Origin of the sequence: Lyticum sinuosum, from assembly GCF_034471385.1 — a bacterium.
Classification (GTDB): Bacteria; Pseudomonadota; Alphaproteobacteria; order Rickettsiales; family Midichloriaceae; genus Lyticum; species Lyticum sinuosum.
Genome location: NZ_JARGYU010000001.1, coordinates 182,762 through 203,582, shown reverse-complemented (window position 1 = coordinate 203,582; position 20,821 = coordinate 182,762). Strand labels below are relative to the sequence as shown.

Genomic DNA, 20,821 nt, shown 5'->3' with positions numbered 1-20,821 from the left:
TTTATTATTAAAGTTCCATTAATATATACATTTTAATTCTAGTATAACTCATGGTATAAAGTACGTCATAAAAAATAAAATAATTTTATTATAACTTTAAAATATGCCAAATATTCAAAATAATCCTATATACGTAAAAATTGGAGAAAAAGTTGTAGATATGAGACAATTAGGGAGTATAGAAGAAGTAGCTAAATCATCATATGATTATAATAATTCTAATAATAAATCACAAAAAATAAAAGATAATATAGATATTGACGAACAAAAAATACAAGCTTTTGGAGAAATTAATAATAGTATTAATAATCTTATTAATGTAAATGATTTTTTAACTTCAAATATTCTAAAGAAAATAGAAACTGTTTTTAATTCAAAAATTAATGTCTACAATAATGAAATAGATAATTATTTATCGATTTATTTTGGAGAAAATTTTTCAGAAAATGAAGTAAAAATAAATATAAATCAAATAGCTCAAGCAGAACAATGGCAAAGTAAAATATTTTCATCCCAATCTACGAATGTAACACAACCTATAAATGGAACAGATCCAAATTTATTTAAACCAGGAAATATTAATATTTTAAAAAATAATAATTGTAGAGTTACTAAACAAAGTTTCCCTGATAAAATATCTTCTATTGTTAGTAATACATCTACACCAGAGAAATTTAAAAGTGGAGGATTTTATTTAAATGAAATATATATATCACTTAATCATGGAGATTCAATTACAGATATCGTTAATAAAATTAATACACAAACTAAAGATCATGGAGTTATTGCATCAATCACTGATGATATAAAATTAAGACTTATTTCAAATAAAATAGGAGTAGAAAATGATTATTTAATAATTGATGAAGAAAATATATTTATTAATCTTCAAAATGACTCAAATATTTCTAATCCTATTAACAAATTTATGGATAAAAAAGAAGAATTTTGTTCTGTTAAAATAATATATGGAGATACACTTAAAATTATTGCAAATAAAATTGATACATATAAAAAAGATACAGGATTAGAAGCAAAAGTTATTTATTCAGGAATAGGAAATTACAAAATTATACTTAAATCTCAAAATACAGGAATTAATAATAAATTTACTATAATAGATAATAATATTACTATTAATGGAACAAATAGTGGATTAGTTTTAAGTGATATATTTAAAGATGGAACAGATACAGATGGTAATTTATATTCACATTCAGTAACAAGTGCTCAAGATTTATTAATGAATATTAATGGATATAATATAAATAATCCTAGTAATAGTTTCATAGATAAAAGTATTGATTTAACTATTATAGCTAAACATTTAACTCCACCACAAGGCATAAGTATAAGTATATTACCTAATTATAAGAAAATTGGAGATACAATTGAAGAATTCGTAAATAAATTAAATGATCTTAATAAATTATTAACAAAATATACATATAGAAGTTTAAATTCATCTTCTAATAAAAAATCTGTTTTATATGATAATATGGATATCAGATTATTAAAATTTACAATTGATAATACTATTTCTGATATATCTTCATTAAATATTGGAATTGATCTAGAAAATGAAATAAAAGATGTTATAGAAACAATTGATGAAAAAACAGGAAAAATTGTACAACAAAATATTAAATATAATAACTTATTAAAAATAGATAGGGATAAATTAAACCAAAATATCCATCAAAACTTTACTGAATTTCAACAGATTTTTAATTATTTTTATCAATCAAGTAATCCTAACTTCCATAAAGGATTCAAATGTGATCCAAAACTCTGGTATGGGGCTCCTACCACAATGAAAGAAGCATATTTAGATATTAATATTAATCGCTCATCTGTAAAATCATATTCATCAATTGGATTTGATTCAAATAATTTGCCAATTGTTAGCGAAAACAATGAAATATATCATTTTTCACCAGGAACTTTTTATATAAATGATGTACCTATTCTAATTGGATCAGGAGATTCTTTAAATGATATATTAAATAAAATTAATCAAAAAACACAACTGTCTCATATAGTTGGTAATATAAATAATAATAATGGAAAGTATTTTTTAACATTAACAGGAGATAATAGTAATTCAGATTATACACAAATTAAACCAAAACTCTCACTTTTTGATCCAAATAAATGTTTAAATTCTATATTTGATACATCACTTTATACTACAAATATTACTATTGAAGATTTAGGATTTGATAATAATGATCATAGTTTTATCCTAAATGGAATACCTATAGTAATACCGGGACGTAATCAACAGTCACTCTCAGAAATAATAGATGATATTAATAGTTATTCTGAATTGACAAATGTAATATCATATATTACAATGGGGGGAGTTGAGGGGGGTGTGCGGTTGTGTCTCTCCCTGTTGAATGTTAACAATAATGTTAATAGTAATATAGAATTAGATGATCCTTCCGGTGTTTTCGGTGGATGTATAATACAAAGAGAGATTTATAATAATTCAGAAAAGTTTTATGAAACCTCAGAAATAGCAAAAGCTAAATTTACAATAGGTTCTGATTTAATAGAATTCCCTAAAACAGCAACTTTCTCTTTACTGGATAGATCTGATTTAACAAAAGGAGGAATAATAACAATTAATAATTGTGATCAATCCGAATTACAAGTAACAGGATTTACTATCAATTACTTAGGACGTGGTACTGATGATAGTAGAATAGTTATTTCTAATCCTTTGATGTTAAATTTTTTTCAAACTTTATATAGTTATAATGATAATAGTGTTATTGTCAATAATATTAAACGTATTTCTGATGAAATTAAAGATTTATTTGATCAATATGGTAAAAATGAACAATCAAAAGATGAAATTCTACATAAAAAGATAGTAGAAATTAATAATATGTATGTTTCTTTTAATGCAGCTGAACAACAACAACAAATAATCTTAGATATTATAAGTGATGTGTTTGATATAGGTTCACAAAAATAATAACATATCAAATTATAAATCTTATAGCTTTAAATAAAATATTATTGTTTTTTTTATGATATTTTTAATGTAAAATATTATTTATTATTTTTTTATATTTTAAATATTGTATTGATGAGTTTACATAATATAAATGAGTTAGAATTAAATTCTAATACAGAAAATAGTTATCAGAATACATCTGATGTTACATCTAATTTATATCATAGTGTGATGAGTGATGCTGCTGCGCATAAATATTTATCCATTTTTTTTAATGGAATAAAAGATAAATTAAAAGAGTGTTTTGATATATCAAATAAACTAAAAAGTAGTGATACTATTATTAATAGAAAAACATCATCTTATCATATTATTGATACTACAAATACAATGATTAAAATTTTATCAAATATAAGTAAAGATTTTAAAAGGATATTATATGATAAAAGCGAAAAAGATGAAATAATAATGCAAATTATTGTTTCATTAGATGAATTAAAAGTCATGATCATTAGATTTCAAACAATGAGAGATGAAAAAACTCTAAAAGATATTACTAATTTGGTTAATGTATTTGAAAAAGTACTAAATCCTAATAATTATTCCTTGTAAGATAATTTTACGTCTTATATGGAGGAAAATATAGATCATAACCAGATTATTTCATTACGTCCGCAGTTCTTAAGTGATTTTATAGGTAATAAATCTATAAAAACAAATTTAAGTATTTTTATTAATGGTGCCAAGATAAGGAATGATAGTCTTGATCATGTCTTAATATTTGGTCCTCCAGGATTGGGAAAAACAACCCTTTCTCAAATTATTGCAAATGAAATGAATTCTTCTATTAAAGTAACATCAGGTCCAATCATATCAAAACCTGGAGATTTAGCAGCAATATTAAGCAATATTAAAAAAAATGATGTTATTTTTATTGATGAAATTCATCGCTTGAATCATATTGTTAAAGAGATGCTATATTCAGCTATGGAGGATTTTGCAATTGATTTCATAGTTGGTGAAGGTCCAGGAGCACGTAGTATACGTATTTCATTACCAAATTTCACCTTAATAGGCGCAACAACACGTCCAGGATTATTATCTAATCCATTTCGTGATAGATTTGGTATACAGTTACAGATAGAATTCTATAAAGAAGAAGAATTATCAATTATTATTAGCAAATATAGTGATAAAATTAAAGCTAATATTAATAATAAAGCAGCTTTAATGTTAGCACGTAGCGCTCGTGGAACCCCAAGAATAGCGTTAAGATTGTTACGTAGAGTTAGAGATTTCGCTTCTGATCACAAAACTATTGATGAAAATGTAGTCATATTAGCTCTTAATATGATGCGTATTGATAGTTTAGGATTAGATAATACAGATTATCGTTATATTCATTATATTCATTTTTATCATGATAATGGGCCAGTGGGAATTGAGACAATAACAGCTGGATTATCAGAAGATAGAGGCAATATAGAAGAGTCAATAGAACCTTATCTATTACAAATAGGGTTTTTAAGAAGAACTAATAGAGGAAGAATTATAACTGAAAATGCAATTAATTGGTTAATTGAATCAAAATTATTTTATAATTTTGTAGACAAAAATTTATAGTTAATATTTGTAATTGATAAATTTTAATGTTTATAATTTATACTCATTAGTTGATAGTAATTTTTGTAACAGTGATTTTTTGATCAATATTATATTCTTTTATTCCAAAATAAATCACTGCAGAACATATAATTATTAAAGTAAAAATTAAACATACTAATATTAGTTTACTATTTTTATTCATCAATTTGATGTATATATTTAATAAAAAACATTTATAGATAAATATATATATTTAACATAATATTTATATATAATCCATAATAATATGTATTGTATATATCTTAATTTTAAATTAATAAAATATTAAATTTAATAAATTATACTTAGTAAATAAACATAATAATATATTTTTTTATTAAGAAATTTTATGATTAGAATTTAATAGTTAAAATAATATATAATAAGTAATTTAATATAATAATTAGTTAATGAATTAACTAAAAATTAAAATTTTCTAATTATTTTTGATTATTTCTAACCAGTAAAAAGTAAAATTATAAATAATAATGTATTTAGTAATCGTTGAATCTCCATCAAAAGCAAAAACTATTAATAAGTATCTAGGAAAAAATTATGTTGTTGTTTCTTCTTATGGTCATGTACGTGGAATCCCATCTCGCAAAGGAGCAGTTGAATGCGATAAAAATTTTTTTATTCATTATGAAATTCAACAAAAATCATTAAAACATATAAATAATATTCTATTGTATGCAAGGAAAGCAGAAAAAATATATTTAGCAACAGATCCAGATAGAGAAGGAGAAGCAATATCTTGGCATATATCTCAAATTATAATAAGTGATACTAAAGAGATTTTTGATAAAATTCTGAGAATAACGTTCCAAGAAATTACAAAATTAGCTATTACTAAAGCAATATTAAATCCGAGAAATATAGATGAAAACTTAGTTTATGCACAACAAACAAGACAAGCTTTAGATTATTTAGTTGGATTTGGAATATCTCCTCTTCTTTGGGTAAAATTACCAGGTACAGTGTCTGCAGGTAGAGTTCAATCTCCAGCATTACGTTTAATATGCGAACGTGAAGAAGAAAGACGTAAATTTATAATAGAAGATTATTGGACCATTAATGCCAATTTTAATTATAAGATTCCTGAAACTTCTTCTAGTTCAACAGAATCCTTTAATTCTATTCTTATAGAGTTTAATAATCAAGAAGTTACTAGGATATTAGAAGAAAAGGAAGCTAATCTTATTTTAAAAGAAGTTAATAAGTGTCAATTTTTTGTTTCAAATATAGATTATAAGATAACAAGAAAAAATCCATCACCTCCTTTTACTACATCAACTATGATTCAATATGCTTCAAATTATTTAGGATTTACTTCAAAGAAAACTGCTAAGATCGCTCAGGAACTTTATGAAGGTATAGAGATAAAAGGAGAAAGAACTGGTTTAATCACATACATGCGTACAGATAGTGTTCACATATCATCTGAAGCTGCATTTGCAGCTTTAAAATTGATAGAAGATCAATATGGAAAAGATTATGCAATGAATAGTCCAAGAAAATTTTCTAATAAAAAAAATTCTCAAGAAGCTCACGAAGCAATACGTCCTACAAGATTAGATCTACTTCCAAACTCTCTGAAAGAATATTTAAATGATGATCAATATCAATTATATAACGCAATATGGCGTCGTTTAGTTGCAAGTCAAATGCAACCAGCAGTACTTAATAGTACTATAATTATTATAAATGCAATATCTTCAGATAGACAAAAAATAAATAATGATTCAATAGCTAAATTTAAAACAGTTGGAACAATTATTGATTTTCCTGGATATTATATTGTAATGCATGATAAAAATAATGAAGATCAACAAAATTTACCAAATATAAAATTAAATGATATAGTACTTCCTATAGATATTCTTATAAAAAAACATCAAACAAAACCTCCAGCAAGATATAATGAAGCTTCTTTGGTAAAAAAAATGGAAGATATTGGAATTGGGAGACCATCTACATATTCTTCTATAATTAATATATTATTAGATAGAAGATATGCTTCATTGGATAATAAAAAAAGATTTATTCCAGATATCAAGGGAGAAGGATTAAATGCCATGCTAACAAGTTTTTTTGATAGATATTTTTCATATGATTTTACAGCAAATTTAGAGCATAAACTTGATCTAATTGCTAAAGGAGAAAATAATTATTTAAATTTACTTGATGAATTTTGGATGAATTTTTCAAAAGATTTAGAATCTGTTTCAACAATTTCTAGAAATGAAATAGTAAGTGTTATAGAAAAAAATTTATTTAATGTATTATTTATGGATAATGGAAAATTATGCCCAAAATGCTCACAAGATTTACATTTAAAAGTAACAAAATTTGGATGGTTTATTGGATGTTCTGGTTATCCTGAATGTGATTATAGCAAAAATATTGAAATGACAAAAAATAAAGAAAATTCAGAAGATAATAATAATCATAATGTTATATTATTAAAAAATATATCTACATCATCTGATGATGTAGTACAATATCCAAAATATCTCTCTAATTATCATCAAACAAATCAACCAGTATATTTACAGAGAGGACCATATGGCTTATATATTAGAGTTGGAGAAATGAAAGATAAACGTGGAAAAAATATCGCTATACCGAAAAATATTAATTTAAATGATATAGATTCTGATTTAGCATGTGAATTGGCTTCTTTACCCAAAAAACTTGGTAAAATAGATAATTTAGATGTAATTATTAATTATGGTAAATTTGGACCATATATTTTATATAATAAAAAATATTATAGTATCAATGAATCAGCTCTTAAAGATGAAAAATATTTTTGGAGAATTTCTTTAGAAAAAGCAAAAGAAATTATATCAAAAAAAATTACATCTAAAAATGTATATAAAAAATATTAATTAAAATAATTATGATGTATTAAATCTGATATATAATATTGATTTAGTAAAAGTAGATCAGTATAATACTATTACTATGCATGAAATATAAATATAACTTTATAAAAATATATAAGATACATAATTAAATGCTAAAATGTTAAAAAAATTTAAAAGTAATGAAAATTCTTCTTTTTTATCTTTAAAATTCATACAAAAGTTAATAAAAATAACTTTATTCATGATTATCATTACTACAATTGTAAGTTGTGCTCGTCCTAACAGGAGTTGGCAAAAAAAAAGGTTTTTTGAGAAAAAACGCGATGTAACTTATAATAAATTTGTTGAGGATGGGGGATTCAGTATTAAGTATGATGATGAAGGAAATCCCATATTAAAAGATGAAAAGACTTTAAAAAGAGCTAGTGAAGATTTAGGAGTTCAAGTACCTAACTTAAAACAACATAAAAATAAAAATTAATTGATAAATACTTATCAGCTTGAATTTTTATTATATATTGATGTGTAGATTATTAAATTATTATATTTTATTTTAATTTTATTTTATTATTTTAAATTTTAATTAGATGAGAATAATAACAAAATAGCAATTAAAAAAGCAAATAATCCCATAGCTTCTGCTAAACCTGCTCCAATTAGAGCGTTTTGTACTAATGATTTTTCAACTGATGGATTACGTGATATGCTCTTTAATAAAGATGAAAATATTTGAGCTACACCTAAAGATGAACCCATCAAACCTAAAGAACATAATCCAATACCTATATATTTTAAAGAAACTAGATCCATAATAAATTCTTATATAAAAGTTTATTGATTATTAAAAAGATATATTGATTTTACACATAAAATCACCCATTTTATCTCTCGATATGCAGTGTTTTTAAATAAAACAATATAATCATTTTTATATCATAACTCTATAGTAGAATCAATAAGACATTTTTGGTAATTTCATTGAGAAAAATCTCAAGTTAAACAAATTTATTTAATATCCATAAACAAAAATACCATATTTATTTGCAAGCTCTATTGTCTCTGCATAATTAATAATTATAGATGATTTAGAAGATAATGCTATTCCAGCAATTGAGCTTTCCATACAAGAAATAATAGTATCAGGCCCTATACAAGGAAGATCCACACGTTGATCTTGATTTTTTTTACATTTTTTTACTAAAATAGTATAGCTATTTTCTACAACTAAATCTAATTCATTAATCTTTTCATTTTTTAAATATTTAAAAGATAATGGAGAAATCAAGTTATAATTTGAAATTTTATAAAAATTATTATTTATAAATTTACTTTTCGAAGAATAATTCGAATTAATATCTATATTATAAGATAATTTAATATTATTATTGATATTATAAAGTTTTGTTTTTTTATTTTGTAGATTCAGTTTTTTTCTAAAAATACAAAATTTTTCTATTAAAAATTTACAACGATGAATTAATTCTTGTGTTCCTTCAGCAGCTTCAATTCCCAAAACTAATCCACCTTTGGCAATAATTAAGCCTTGTCCTATATCATAATCAGATATAGCATCTAATATATTACATCCTTTATTAATCAATTCTATTTGTTCTATATTAGGTATAGATTTGGTTAAAAAACCTTTTGGAGTTGTAATACTATCAATGAGTGTTTGAGGAGAAACTACAATAAGATTATTTTTTTCTATTATATCTGTTATTGTATGCAAAATAGCATCGTCCGATAATCCATTTAATGTAATTTTTTTTAAAATTTCATACCCTGTTTTACTAAATATAAGTTTAGATAGATGATCTGATTTTTTAACTCTACCAACCATAATAACATGTTTTATGTTATGCGATTTAATATGGTCAATAATCTTATCAATATCATAAGCATTAAAAGATATGACTAGATTTTCAGGAATAGCATAATAATAGTCATTTTCATCATTATTAATACTATTATGATATGAAAAATTATTAAATAATAATTTTTGATTTGTATTATATTTTGATGATTTTTGTAGAATATGATTTTTAAATTCACCGCATATTCCTACGACTATAACATTAATATCTTTTTTTATACAATTATTATATATTTCAAAAGGTAGATACCCGCCTCCTGCTATTATACATATACTTTTAGGTAGTTTTTTAATTTTATTATCAAATTCTTCATTAAAAAAAATATCATTTTGTATATTATATCTATTCTGATTTTTATAACAAAAAGTAAATTTTTTAAGAAATTCTTTCATAAAATTCATATTAAATAGATATATATTATTTATATAATAATAATATTATTTTTGTTATTTTTTTATATCCTTCATTCTACTAAAATATTGGAATATTGATATGATTTGTGAAATAATTTTTTTCAAGATTATTTTTAATATACTAGATATTTTATTTGATAAATTATTATATTAAAAATTTTTGTAATATTTTCTTTAATTTTCTTTAATTTTTTAAAAAATCTAATATATCACTTTTTTCTTTATCAAGATTATTTTTTTTAGAAGAATGTTGTAATAATCATAAAATTACTAATTTTTTAATCATTATCATCCTTTTCATTGTTAGTGCACAATGATCTCAAACTTTTTTCTTGTACGAACTGTAAGATTTCTCTACCAAATTTTCCAAAATCTTCTTTTAAAGCCATTTTTATACGTTGACTAAATAGCTTAGGTTCATCATTATTAGGTTTAAAAAGAAATTTATAGAGTTTTATAGTTTTATCTATTTCACTAGTTGGGAAATTCCTTCTTCTCATTCCAACTATATTTATTCCATTTAAAGTTGATCTTAATCCATATACATTACCATATGGTATAATATCACGATTAACTAAGCTTCCACCTCCTATTATTGCATTATGACCAATTCTAACATTTTGATGAATAGCTGCTAAACCACCAATAACTGCTCCATGGCCAATTATAACATGACCTCCAATCAAAGCATTATGTGATATAATTGTATCATCTCCTATAAAACAATCATGAGCTATATGAGCAGAACCCATAATTAGGCAATTTTTACCTATATAAGTTTCCATTATTCCACCAGCAGTTCCTTTATGAACTGTAACATGTTCTCTTATAATTGTACCATTTCCAATAAAAATGCGTGATTTTTCTGATTTATATTTTAAATCTTGAGGAACTCCACCAATCACAGCAAAAGGAAAAATATTACAATCATCTCCTATTACTACATCAGAATATATAACAACATGAGATTGTATTATTGTATTCTTTCCTATTTTACAAGGTCCCTTAATTATAGAATATGGGCCTATTTCAACACCCTCATTTAATATTACATTATCATCTATGATAGCAGTGCTATGTATTTTATTGTTTTGCACTTCGTTATACTACTTATTGTATTTTAATACACTTATTAAGTTAACTTTAGATCAAAATCTGATATATGAGTTAAATTACTCTTTGTCTTTTGATCATAGCTGCCGTAAATTTAGCATTAGCAACAATTTTTTCTTCTACTTTAACACACGATACAAACTTTCTTAATACCCCACGAGTAGCGAGAATTTTTACTTCTATTGCCATACGATCTCCTGGAATTACTGGAATTCTAAAGTTAGCACATTCAACAGATGTAAAGTACACATCATATTTATCATCTTCTAAATCATGAGAATTATTCTTAATATAGTAAGAAGTAAGAATACCAGCAACTTGTGCAATAGATTCAAGTATAATCACACCAGGAACAATAGGATTACCTGGGAAATGACCAGGAAAAAATGATTCATTAATTGTTACATTTTTTATACCAATTGCTTCAATAGATGAAACTAAAGTTACTTTATCTATTAAAATAAAAGGAGCTCTATGAGGAATCAACTCCATAATATCTTGTATATTTAAAATAACATTCTTAATTTCATTTATTTCCATATTTACTACTAAAAACTTAAAATTTTGTTGATCTGTAATGAGGATGGCTTTTATATTATTTATTTTTTTATTTTATTATTTAAATATTATAGATTAATATGATAACAAAATATAATCTTATAATAAATTAAATATTTATATACTAGTATAATTAAAAACATTCCATAAATATTTATTAATTAGATAAATATATTTATTTAAATAAGTCAAGTATAGTATTTAAAGTATATTTTTATTTTAAAAATATATAATTACAATTTTTTATTATTAATTTATTTTTTAATTATATAATATAATTCAACTGATAACATGACTATAACCCCATAAACTACTACATGGTATCCATCCTTTAATATTATTTTTTTTGCTATATATTTTACACCATTTATCATTTTGATATTCTTTTATTTGTTCTACTTCAATGATAGCCCCAATTTTTATTATTGCAATTGGACGAGAATTATGACCAGCAAAACGTAATATATATGAATAATCTGAATCTTGAATATTATCAGAATTTTCAGCTCTTTTAACAGATTTAATCATTGTATCTTTAGTATTTATTCTATTATTCCAATGATTTTTATATAACTTAAAAAATATTGCTGATTTTGAATACTTTACTAGATTCTTATGAATCCAACCTTTATTATTTTTGATATCACAAACATAATACCAATTATTAGATTTATCTATGATCAAAAGTGGATAATTAACACAACAAATATTGCCTATAATTTTACTATCCTTACTAGGACCAAAACGCATGTTTGTATTATTTGATTTTGTGCTAATAAACTTATTATTTTCTTTTTTTATATTAATATATTTATTTAGTATATCTTTTTTATTGGTATTTTGTTTTAATATTTCATGATTTTTATCATGATCATTTATTTTATCAGAATTCTCTACAGTAGATTTATTATAGATAATTTGAGAATTATCCCATATTTTTGCAAATAATATAGAATTCTGAAAAAAGCATGAAAAATATAATACTATGAAAAAATAATATGATATTAAACTTTTCATGATAAGAATTGAATATAAATGTAATTAGAATATAAGTATAATTATATTTTTTTATAAAAAATATTGATTAATAAATATTTTACTAATTTATAATATTTGAAAAATTATTTTCAACATAATTATCTAAAATTTTACAAAATTCTCCCGCTATATTATCTCCACGAAGAGTATAACATTTTTTACCATTTATAAAAACTGGAGCTAAAGGATATTCACCATCTCCTGGTAAGCTAATTCCAATATCTGCATGTTTACTTTCTCCAGGGCCATTTACTATACATCCCATAACAGCTATTCTTAGATCTACAACTTTGGGATATTTTTGTCTCCAGATACTCATTTTTTCTGTTATCATATCCTCAACAGTTTGCGCTAATTTTCTAAAATAATCACTATTAGTTCTTCCACATCCTGGACATGCAGTTATTGATGGACGAGAATTACGAAGACCTAAACTCTGTAAAATGTCAAGACATAGTTGTACTTCATTAGATCTTGGTTCACCAGGACTTTGTGTCAAAGAAGCTCTAATAGTATTACCAATACCATCTTTTAATAGAATAGATAGTGCTGCAGTAGTCGATACTATACCTTTATTTCCTAATCCAGCTTCTGTTAGTCCAACATGCAGTGCATAATTACTCCGAAAATATAATTCTCTATAAATTGATATCAAATCTGGAACTCTACTTACTTTAGCTGAAATTATAATCATATGAGAAGGTAAGCCAATTTTCTCAGCATAGCTAGCATTAGATAATGCAGAAGTTATTATAGCTTCTCGTAATACTTCTTGATCTGATTTTTTATATCCAGTTTCAGCATTTTTCTTCATTAAACTATCAAGAACTGTTTTATCAAGACTACCCCAATTTACACCAATTCTAATAGGTTTTTTATAATATGATGCTATTTCTATTATTTGTTCTAGATTTTTATCTCTATTATTTCCAAAACCAACATTTCCTGGATTTATACGATATTTATCAAGAGATTTTGCACAATCACTAATTTGTTTTAAAAGTTGATGTCCATTATAATGGAAACATCCAACTAATGGTATTTTATATCCTCTACTAATTAATTTATCTTTTATAATAGGAACAGCTATAGCAGCTTTAATATTATTAACTGTAATTCTTACAATTTCTGATCCAGCATCTGCTAATTCTATGATTTCATTTACAGTTTGTTCTATATTTTGTGTAGGAGATGATGTCATGCTTTGAACAACTATTGGATAACCACGACCAATGATAACTCCACCAACATCAGCATATTTATTAGTTGGCATATTTATTATTATATTTTATATAATTATTTAATGTTATTTATTGGTTTATATATTAATTAATTTTTTTTAAAAATAAATAAACAATATTTTATAAAGTAGAAATAGTTAAGTTTTAAAAGATTAATAATTACACTGTAATATTTAAATTAATATGATTAAAAACACTAATATTCCTGAAATTAAAAATAAAAAAGGTATAATTGCATCTTATAAATTAATAAACAATAAATTTATAATAAAATGTTTTTTTGAAGAAATTGGATTAGTATCTGATATTTTTCCATGTCATTTATACAATATTAAAGAATTTAATTTTCAAGCTCCTTTATTATCTGATGTAACATTAATAGAAAATACGTATCATTTTAATTCTCCTTACTATATATTAGAGCATAGTATTGTAAATCCATTTGGAGCATTATTCATACAAAGTGCATTATCTTTGATAGATTGTTGTTTCTTAAATAATAAAAAGTATAATAAAAAAATTTGGAAAATCCTTAATTATATTATTGATAATTATCAAAATTATAATTTTAATTCAAATATAATAGAAATGTATTTAATTTTTGAAATTATTCTTTTAGAATCCAGAGGAATTATTTACAATAGCGAAACAAATCAAAAAATAACTATAAATAATACATCAATTGAAGAGAAATATGATATAAATTTCAAATCACTTTTCTTTGAAACAGAGAAATTAATAAGAAATATCTGTACAGAAATACCATTTTACCGTTTATTAATTTATAAAATTATACAAAATTACCGAAATTGATATTTTTTTATAAAGAGTAGCTAGATATATTTATTTAATAAATAGTAAAATTAATACTACTTTACTTATTAATCCATTGAGCACAACACATTCTAACTCTATGGCAAATATCTGTGATATAACGAGGTCTATCTGTTGATCCTATTACACCACGTGCATCAAGAAGATTAAACATATGCGATGCTTTTAAACAATATTCATATGCAGGTATAGTAATATTTAATTTTGCTAAGCGATCTGCTTCATTAATATAATCATTATAATGATTCATAATAATTTTTGTATCTGCATGTATAAAATTAAAATGACAATGTTGTATTTCTGATTTTGCAAATATTTCTTTATATGTTATGCCAGAATCATCCCAAACTATATCCCACATACTATCTATATTCTGTAGGTACATTGCTAATCTTTCTAAACCATATGTTATTTCTACCGGTGGGATATTACAATCTATATTTCCAATTTGCTGCATATATGTAAATTGAAGTATTTCCATACCATCACACCACATTTCCCATCCAACACCCCAAGCTCCAAGTGTGGGATTTTCCCAATCACTTTCAATAAATCTAATATCATGTTGATTTAGATCAAGCCCTAATTTTATAAGACTTTCTATACATATTTCTTGTATTTTTTCTGGAGCAGGCATCATTATTACTTGCATTTGATAAAAATGTTGAGCACGGTTAGGGTTTTCAGCATATCTACCATCAGAAGGTCTACGACTTGGTTGAACATATACAACATTCCACTTATTTCTATCTAAACATCGCAAAACTGTTGCAGTATGCGATGTTCCTGCACCAACTTCAATATCATAGGGTTGTAAACAAATACAACCCTGTTTTTGCCAAAATTCTAGTAATTTATTATTAATAGTCTGAAAATACATATTATTTCTACATATTTGTTATAATTATCAAATAATAAAAATTTTTTAATTATTGCTAAAAAAAGGCCTTTCTCCATTATTTTGTAAATGAGGTGGTGGTGTTGCTGGTGTAGGAATATTATCTAATTCTTGTTTTTTTTCTGATAAATTTTCTCCAAAAGATGAAGGAGAATTATTAAATACCTCATTATTTTCTAGATTTCGTTTATTATAAAAATTCTCTTTTAAATTAGATTTATCTTCTTTATTTAAATCTTTAGAATTTAAATTTTTATCTAATGTAAATGAATCATTATTATTTTTTACAAGATTTTTACTATCTTTTTCTGGATTTTCTGTATTCCTGACATTTCTATTTTGAAAAATTAATAAATTATCATTTTTTTGTTCTTGTTCAAAATCATTTTTTTTATTTACCATATCAATATTTTCTTTATTATTAGTATTTATATCTAAACTGTTGTTATTATAAAATACATCTTTAATATCAATAGATTTATTAGTAACTTTTTGTTCTATAATATTATATGGAACTGTTTTCCCATTTAGATTCTGAAATATATCAATACTATTTTTTATTATTTTATTAATATTTGAAGATTTATCTTCATTTTTTATAAAATCTTTAAATTTTTCATCATCAATTCCTATTTTTTTTACTAAAAACATTAATTTTTCAAGATCATAAACATTCTCTTTAAATAAATTTTCAACAAATATTAAATATTTAGTCGAATCATATAAATATACAGAAATTATGAATTTACTTACTAATACTGAAGATTGACTAATAATTGGAATCCAATGATGAATAATTTTTATAGAATCTGGATTTTTTCTAAAAATCTCAACTTCTTTAAAAAAAGTGTTTTTTGATTCTTGTGAATATGGATCTAAAAAAGAAACAATAGTTTTTTCATTAGTAATATTTTTATTGCCTAATTGAGGCAATGAGTTATCATATATTTTATACGATAATTCTAAAATTCTTTTATTATTTTTATTAATATCAGAATGTTTTTTCTTTTGATAGTAATTTTTTAATGAATTTAAAATTTGATCTGAATTATTATCAATATAATCAATTATTTCTTTTTTTATAATTAATTTATTTTCTGGATTAATTTTAATTATAGAATCATCTAATTCATCTTTTTTCTTTATAGATGATAATCCATTAGATATTAATTCATATACTTCAGAATCATTTTTTAAAACATCAATAATTTCATCTCTAACAGATGAGCTATTCTTAATTTCTATTTCTTTGCGAACATCATCTATATCTTTTTGCATATAAAAATGAGACATAAGTAATGTAAATAAAAATATTGTACCAACCAATATATATGCAATAACTATTTTATAATTCACAATATAAATAAAGTATAATTTGAATATTTTATTATGCTAGATCATATTAGCGTGCATATTATTTTTTAGCAACATAATAAATAATCTAATATTAATATTATTTTTATATAGTCATAAAATACTAATTATTTAATAAAGTATATAATATGGAAGATAATTCTCTTAGAAGAATAGCAATAAATCCAAAATATAATGTATATATAAATGCTTCTGCTGGAAGTGGTAAAACAACAATTTTAATAAAAAGAATAATTAGATTATCTCTTATAACAAATCCACAGAATATACTATGTTTGGCATATACAAATAGCGCAGCTAATGAGATTAGTGAAAGACTTTTATTAATAACTAAAACGTGGTCTTTAATGAAAGAAGAAGATTTAGTTAATGATCTCACTGATTTAGGGGAAGAAATAACAGAAAGTTTGTTACAAAAAGCTAGAAATTTATTCATGATAATAAGTCAATCTCCACCTAAAATACAGACATTACATTCATTTTGTTTATCTATATTACAAAAACATAATAAGAATATTATTAAATTAATAGATGGAATTAGATCTAAAAAGCTATTTAAAGAATTATTTTTGATTTATTGGCAAAAATTTTTTAAAAATAAAGATTTTATTAAAAAAAATCATAAAAATTACAATATAAATAAGAATGATATTGAATTATTAATGAGTAATTATTCAGAACAAACAATTATAGAATCTATATATAAAATGAGACATTATAGATCTGATGAAATAAATGAAGATAAAAATAAAAATTTTCTTAATATTATTAAAAATATAGATAAAATTAATAATTGTAATATTAATACTAATTTAGATATAATTAAAAATCAAATTTTAGAAGAAATTCTAAAATTAAAAAATATTTTTCCAATTTTTTTTAATAAAAATCTAAAAAACATAGATTTTTTATTAAAATATAATATAAATGATTTATTTTTATTGATATGTAAATTATTTTATACAGCTAATGGTGTACCAAAAATTCCAAGTAATTCTGTTTTTCAATGGAGAGAAAATATTATTAAAAATGACCTAAAACAATTATGGAATTTAATACAGGATTATACATATCAATTTAAAATAAAAACTAAACATTTATTAGAAATAACAATAAATAAAATATTTAATAATTTTATATCTATTTTTCATTATTCTAAGATAATAAATCAATATTATGAGTATGAAGATTTAATTAAAGAATCAATAAATTTATTACATTCATATGAAAATAGATTAAGTATATTACATGATCTTCATCATAAAATTGATCATATACTTATTGATGAAGTTCAAGATCTTAGTTACGAACAGTGGAAATTAATTATGCTATTAACAGATGAATTTCATACTGAAAATAATGATATTGATAAATTACAGACAATCTTCTTAGTTGGAGACTATAAACAATCAATATTTAGTTTTCAAGGAGCAAACCCTTCTTCTTTAAATTTTATTACTAATTACTATAAACAAAAATGTAAAAATTCTCAAAATTTATGGATAGAAATTGATTTAGTTATTAATTTTCGTTCAGATATAACAATTGTTAATAAAATTAATGAAGTATTTCCTGAATGGAATTTTCATCAAGGTTATAGCAATAATACTGGATTATTTATTAATTTACCGTCAAATGAACCAGAATATATTGCAAATATGATTAAAAATTGGATTTTCTCTAATAAAAAAATAGGAGAAAAAGATAATCAATTTTTTTATCAAGATAAAAAAAATTATATTAATAAATATGATAATTTAGATAAAAAATTAAGTAATGACAATAATACTATAAAATATAAAGATATTATGATTCTTGTGAGAAGAAATAATTCTTATAAAGAAAATTTGTTAAATGCGCTGTTTCGTTTAGATATACCATATAGCGGTGAACAAAATGATAATAATAATGAAAAAAAAATCACTTTATTTTTAAAGCATTTGATTTCCTTAACTAGATTTGCTGTTCATCCAGATGATGATTTAAATCTTTTTATTATATTAAAATCACAATTTTTTCATATTGATGATAAAAAATTAATGAAATTATACTCATATCTTTCTATAGAAAAAAATATTTCTTTATGGAAAAAAATTGAATTAATAGTAAATTATACTGATATTAATAATAATATACTTTGGTTAAAATTTTTATGGTATAAATTAAAAAAAGTTTTATTTTTTTACAAAAAATCGAAAACAATTGCAGAATTTTATACAAACTGTTTTATATTATTTAAAATAAATTTTTCTCAAAATAAATTTTTTTTACAAGAAATATTAGCAAAATTTGATGATTATAATATAAATTATACAAATATATCAGAAATTATTAGTTATAATAATAATATTGTTGAAGAGATTATGTATTCTATATTTGGATTAAAATCTTTGGATATAGATAATAAAGTTAGAATCTCTACTATTCATTCAGCTAAAGGATTAGAATCTCCAATAGTAATTGTTGCAGATTTTTTTGTAAAATATCGTCAGCATTCAGATATTTGTGATATAGTTAGCAAAGACGAAGTAGATGAAATACAAAATCTCAAGACTAAAAATTCATTATATACAAGAAATAATTTATATTATTTAATAATTTCTGATGAAGAATTACATCCTGAGTTTATGAATTTTAAAAAAAGAAAAAAAGAAGAAGAACAGAGGAGATTGTTTTATGTTGCAATGACAAGAGCTAAAAATGAGTTATATTTTTATGAAGGAGAAAAATAACACACTGCTTTTGTACTTTAATTTATAAACTGTTAATTATATTATTATTTAGAATATCACGAAATACATTTGGCATTTTTGTTTCATTATTAATTGCTTGTTGTATACCTTCATTTTTTGATTGTGTTAATGATTGGTATGTTTTTGATGTAATACGATTTAATTCTGGTAGATCATATGTTTTAATAAATCTACCATTATTTCGATTACCATTATTTTTTGCAGTAATAAAGTCTCTAACTTCATCAGAAAAAAGAAATTCACCTATTTTAGGCCTAATAGAATTATTAGAAATAGTTTCCCCAATTGCTTTACATAAACCATCTCCTCCAATACCTATTATTTTTTTTAACTCCATTGATTGTAATATTGTAGTATTAGTTGTTATAGCGTTGATTGTATCAGAAATTATACATTTAGTATAAATAATTGCACTTATAATAACAGTAGCAATAAAATAATATTTACATAATAAACATAATGTAGCTAAACTAATAGTAGAATATATTATCTTACTATATATTAAAATATATGGTAATTTTCTTAATTCATAAAGTTGTAATGTATAAAATAAAAAGATACAAGGACTAATATTTGTCAATACAAATATAAAAAAAAGAGCTGGAATATTCTTTATATAATTTTTTAAAAAAAGTTTTAAAAAAAGGAATATTTTTTTTAAAAAAAATAATTTGGAGAATAACTTTATAAAAAAAATATTATTTTTTAATGGAGTATTAAAAATTTTTTTATATTCGTTATATGAATTTAAACTATCATTTCCATTTCTAGGAATAAAATGATCTCCAATATGTTTAGCAATAACACCATCTTCACGGTTAGGGAAAATAGCACAAAATTCGTAACTACCATAAACACTTTTATCAATAAGAGAACAATGAGCAAGAGTACTAGATAATAGTCTAATATCATTATCATTAACTCTTGTTAATGATGAAAATAACATTAAAAAATTTATACTTACTCCATATTTATTATGAATATTTATTGCAATATTATTGAGTTTTGTTTGAAATTCGTTTGAATTATTTGATGATATTAATATACTTTTAAAATAATTTAAAGTTTCTGTTAAATTTTCTCTAGAGGAGGAAATTTCTTTTATTAATCCCAAAGTATCTACTGTTGATTTTAAGAAAAAATTTGCTTTATCTTCACTAAAATTAGAATTATTTATGATTTCACTTATAAAGCAATTATTTTTTAGACCTTCTTGAATTAAATCTTGGTTCATATTATTATT

General features: G+C 22.6%; 16 protein-coding genes. 7 read left to right on the top strand and 9 right to left on the bottom strand.

Annotation, left to right across the window (positions count from 1 at the left end):
* The first annotated feature begins 103 nt into the window (after positions 1 to 103).
* The 5 genes from fliD (at position 104) to Lyticum_RS00800 (ending at position 7,963) form a co-directional block, all read left to right on the top strand.
* Positions 104 to 2,986: a flagellar filament capping protein FliD gene (gene fliD, locus Lyticum_RS00820; protein WP_322498439.1), complete on the top strand. Its 2,883-nt coding sequence runs from the start codon at positions 104 to 106 to the stop codon at positions 2,984 to 2,986.
* A 114-nt stretch (positions 2,987 to 3,100) separates the two neighbouring features.
* A complete protein-coding gene (locus Lyticum_RS00815) occupies positions 3,101 to 3,580 on the top strand; it encodes a hypothetical protein (protein ID WP_322498438.1) in 480 nt (159 codons plus the stop codon).
* An 18-nt stretch (positions 3,581 to 3,598) separates the two neighbouring features.
* On the top strand, positions 3,599 to 4,591 hold the full coding sequence (ruvB, locus tag Lyticum_RS00810) for a Holliday junction branch migration DNA helicase RuvB (RefSeq protein ID WP_322498437.1): 993 nt from the start codon (positions 3,599 to 3,601) through the stop codon (positions 4,589 to 4,591).
* 509 nt (positions 4,592 to 5,100) lie between these two features.
* Positions 5,101 to 7,503: a type I DNA topoisomerase gene (topA, locus tag Lyticum_RS00805; protein ID WP_322498436.1), complete on the top strand. Its 2,403-nt coding sequence runs from the start codon at positions 5,101 to 5,103 to the stop codon at positions 7,501 to 7,503.
* Between the two features lie 136 nt (positions 7,504 to 7,639).
* Positions 7,640 to 7,963: a hypothetical protein gene (locus Lyticum_RS00800; protein WP_322498435.1), complete on the top strand. Its 324-nt coding sequence runs from the start codon at positions 7,640 to 7,642 to the stop codon at positions 7,961 to 7,963.
* A gap of 98 nt (positions 7,964 to 8,061) precedes the next feature.
* Here the strand turns inward: Lyticum_RS00800 and Lyticum_RS00795 are convergent, their stop codons facing one another.
* The 6 genes from Lyticum_RS00795 to ispG all read right to left on the bottom strand — a co-directional run bounded on the left by Lyticum_RS00795 (position 8,062) and on the right by ispG (position 13,751).
* Positions 8,062 to 8,292: a F0F1 ATP synthase subunit C gene (locus Lyticum_RS00795; RefSeq protein WP_322498434.1), complete on the bottom strand. Its 231-nt coding sequence runs from the start codon at positions 8,290 to 8,292 to the stop codon at positions 8,062 to 8,064.
* 199 nt (positions 8,293 to 8,491) lie between these two features.
* Complete coding sequence (locus tag Lyticum_RS00790; protein WP_322498433.1) at positions 8,492 to 9,748, bottom strand: LpxI family protein; 1,257 nt, start codon at positions 9,746 to 9,748, stop codon at positions 8,492 to 8,494.
* Between the two features lie 299 nt (positions 9,749 to 10,047).
* Entirely contained in the window at positions 10,048 to 10,866 is an 819-nt protein-coding gene (lpxA, locus tag Lyticum_RS00785; RefSeq protein WP_322498432.1) for an acyl-ACP--UDP-N-acetylglucosamine O-acyltransferase, read from the bottom strand.
* Between the two features lie 70 nt (positions 10,867 to 10,936).
* Positions 10,937 to 11,422 carry a 3-hydroxyacyl-ACP dehydratase FabZ gene (gene fabZ / locus Lyticum_RS00780; protein ID WP_322498431.1) on the bottom strand — a complete coding sequence of 162 codons (486 nt, stop codon included), beginning with the start codon at positions 11,420 to 11,422 and terminating at the stop codon, positions 10,937 to 10,939.
* 297 nt (positions 11,423 to 11,719) lie between these two features.
* Positions 11,720 to 12,457, bottom strand: coding sequence for an SH3 domain-containing protein (locus tag Lyticum_RS00775; RefSeq protein WP_322498430.1), 738 nt, complete (start codon positions 12,455 to 12,457; stop codon positions 11,720 to 11,722).
* An 82-nt stretch (positions 12,458 to 12,539) separates the two neighbouring features.
* Positions 12,540 to 13,751: a flavodoxin-dependent (E)-4-hydroxy-3-methylbut-2-enyl-diphosphate synthase gene (gene ispG, locus Lyticum_RS00770; protein ID WP_322498429.1), complete on the bottom strand. Its 1,212-nt coding sequence runs from the start codon at positions 13,749 to 13,751 to the stop codon at positions 12,540 to 12,542.
* A gap of 151 nt (positions 13,752 to 13,902) precedes the next feature.
* Between ispG and Lyticum_RS00765 the strand changes: the two genes are divergently transcribed.
* Complete coding sequence (locus tag Lyticum_RS00765; RefSeq protein ID WP_322498428.1) at positions 13,903 to 14,532, top strand: hypothetical protein; 630 nt, start codon at positions 13,903 to 13,905, stop codon at positions 14,530 to 14,532.
* 61 nt (positions 14,533 to 14,593) lie between these two features.
* Here the strand turns inward: Lyticum_RS00765 and Lyticum_RS00760 are convergent, their stop codons facing one another.
* Together Lyticum_RS00760 and Lyticum_RS00755 are read right to left on the bottom strand one after the other, a co-directional pair.
* Positions 14,594 to 15,433, bottom strand: coding sequence for a glycine--tRNA ligase subunit alpha (locus Lyticum_RS00760; RefSeq protein WP_322498427.1), 840 nt, complete (start codon positions 15,431 to 15,433; stop codon positions 14,594 to 14,596).
* Between the two features lie 45 nt (positions 15,434 to 15,478).
* A complete protein-coding gene (locus Lyticum_RS00755; protein ID WP_322498426.1) occupies positions 15,479 to 16,729 on the bottom strand; it encodes a thioredoxin domain-containing protein in 1,251 nt (416 codons plus the stop codon).
* A 224-nt stretch (positions 16,730 to 16,953) separates the two neighbouring features.
* Here Lyticum_RS00755 and Lyticum_RS00750 point away from each other — a divergent pair, with 224 nt between their 5' ends.
* A complete protein-coding gene (locus tag Lyticum_RS00750; protein WP_322498425.1) occupies positions 16,954 to 19,557 on the top strand; it encodes a UvrD-helicase domain-containing protein in 2,604 nt (867 codons plus the stop codon).
* Positions 19,558 to 19,579: 22 nt separating this feature from the next.
* On the opposite strand, the gene Lyticum_RS00745 is transcribed toward Lyticum_RS00750, so the two are convergent.
* On the bottom strand, positions 19,580 to 20,812 hold the full coding sequence (locus Lyticum_RS00745; protein ID WP_322498424.1) for a hypothetical protein: 1,233 nt from the start codon (positions 20,810 to 20,812) through the stop codon (positions 19,580 to 19,582).
* Positions 20,813 to 20,821 lie beyond the last annotated feature (9 nt).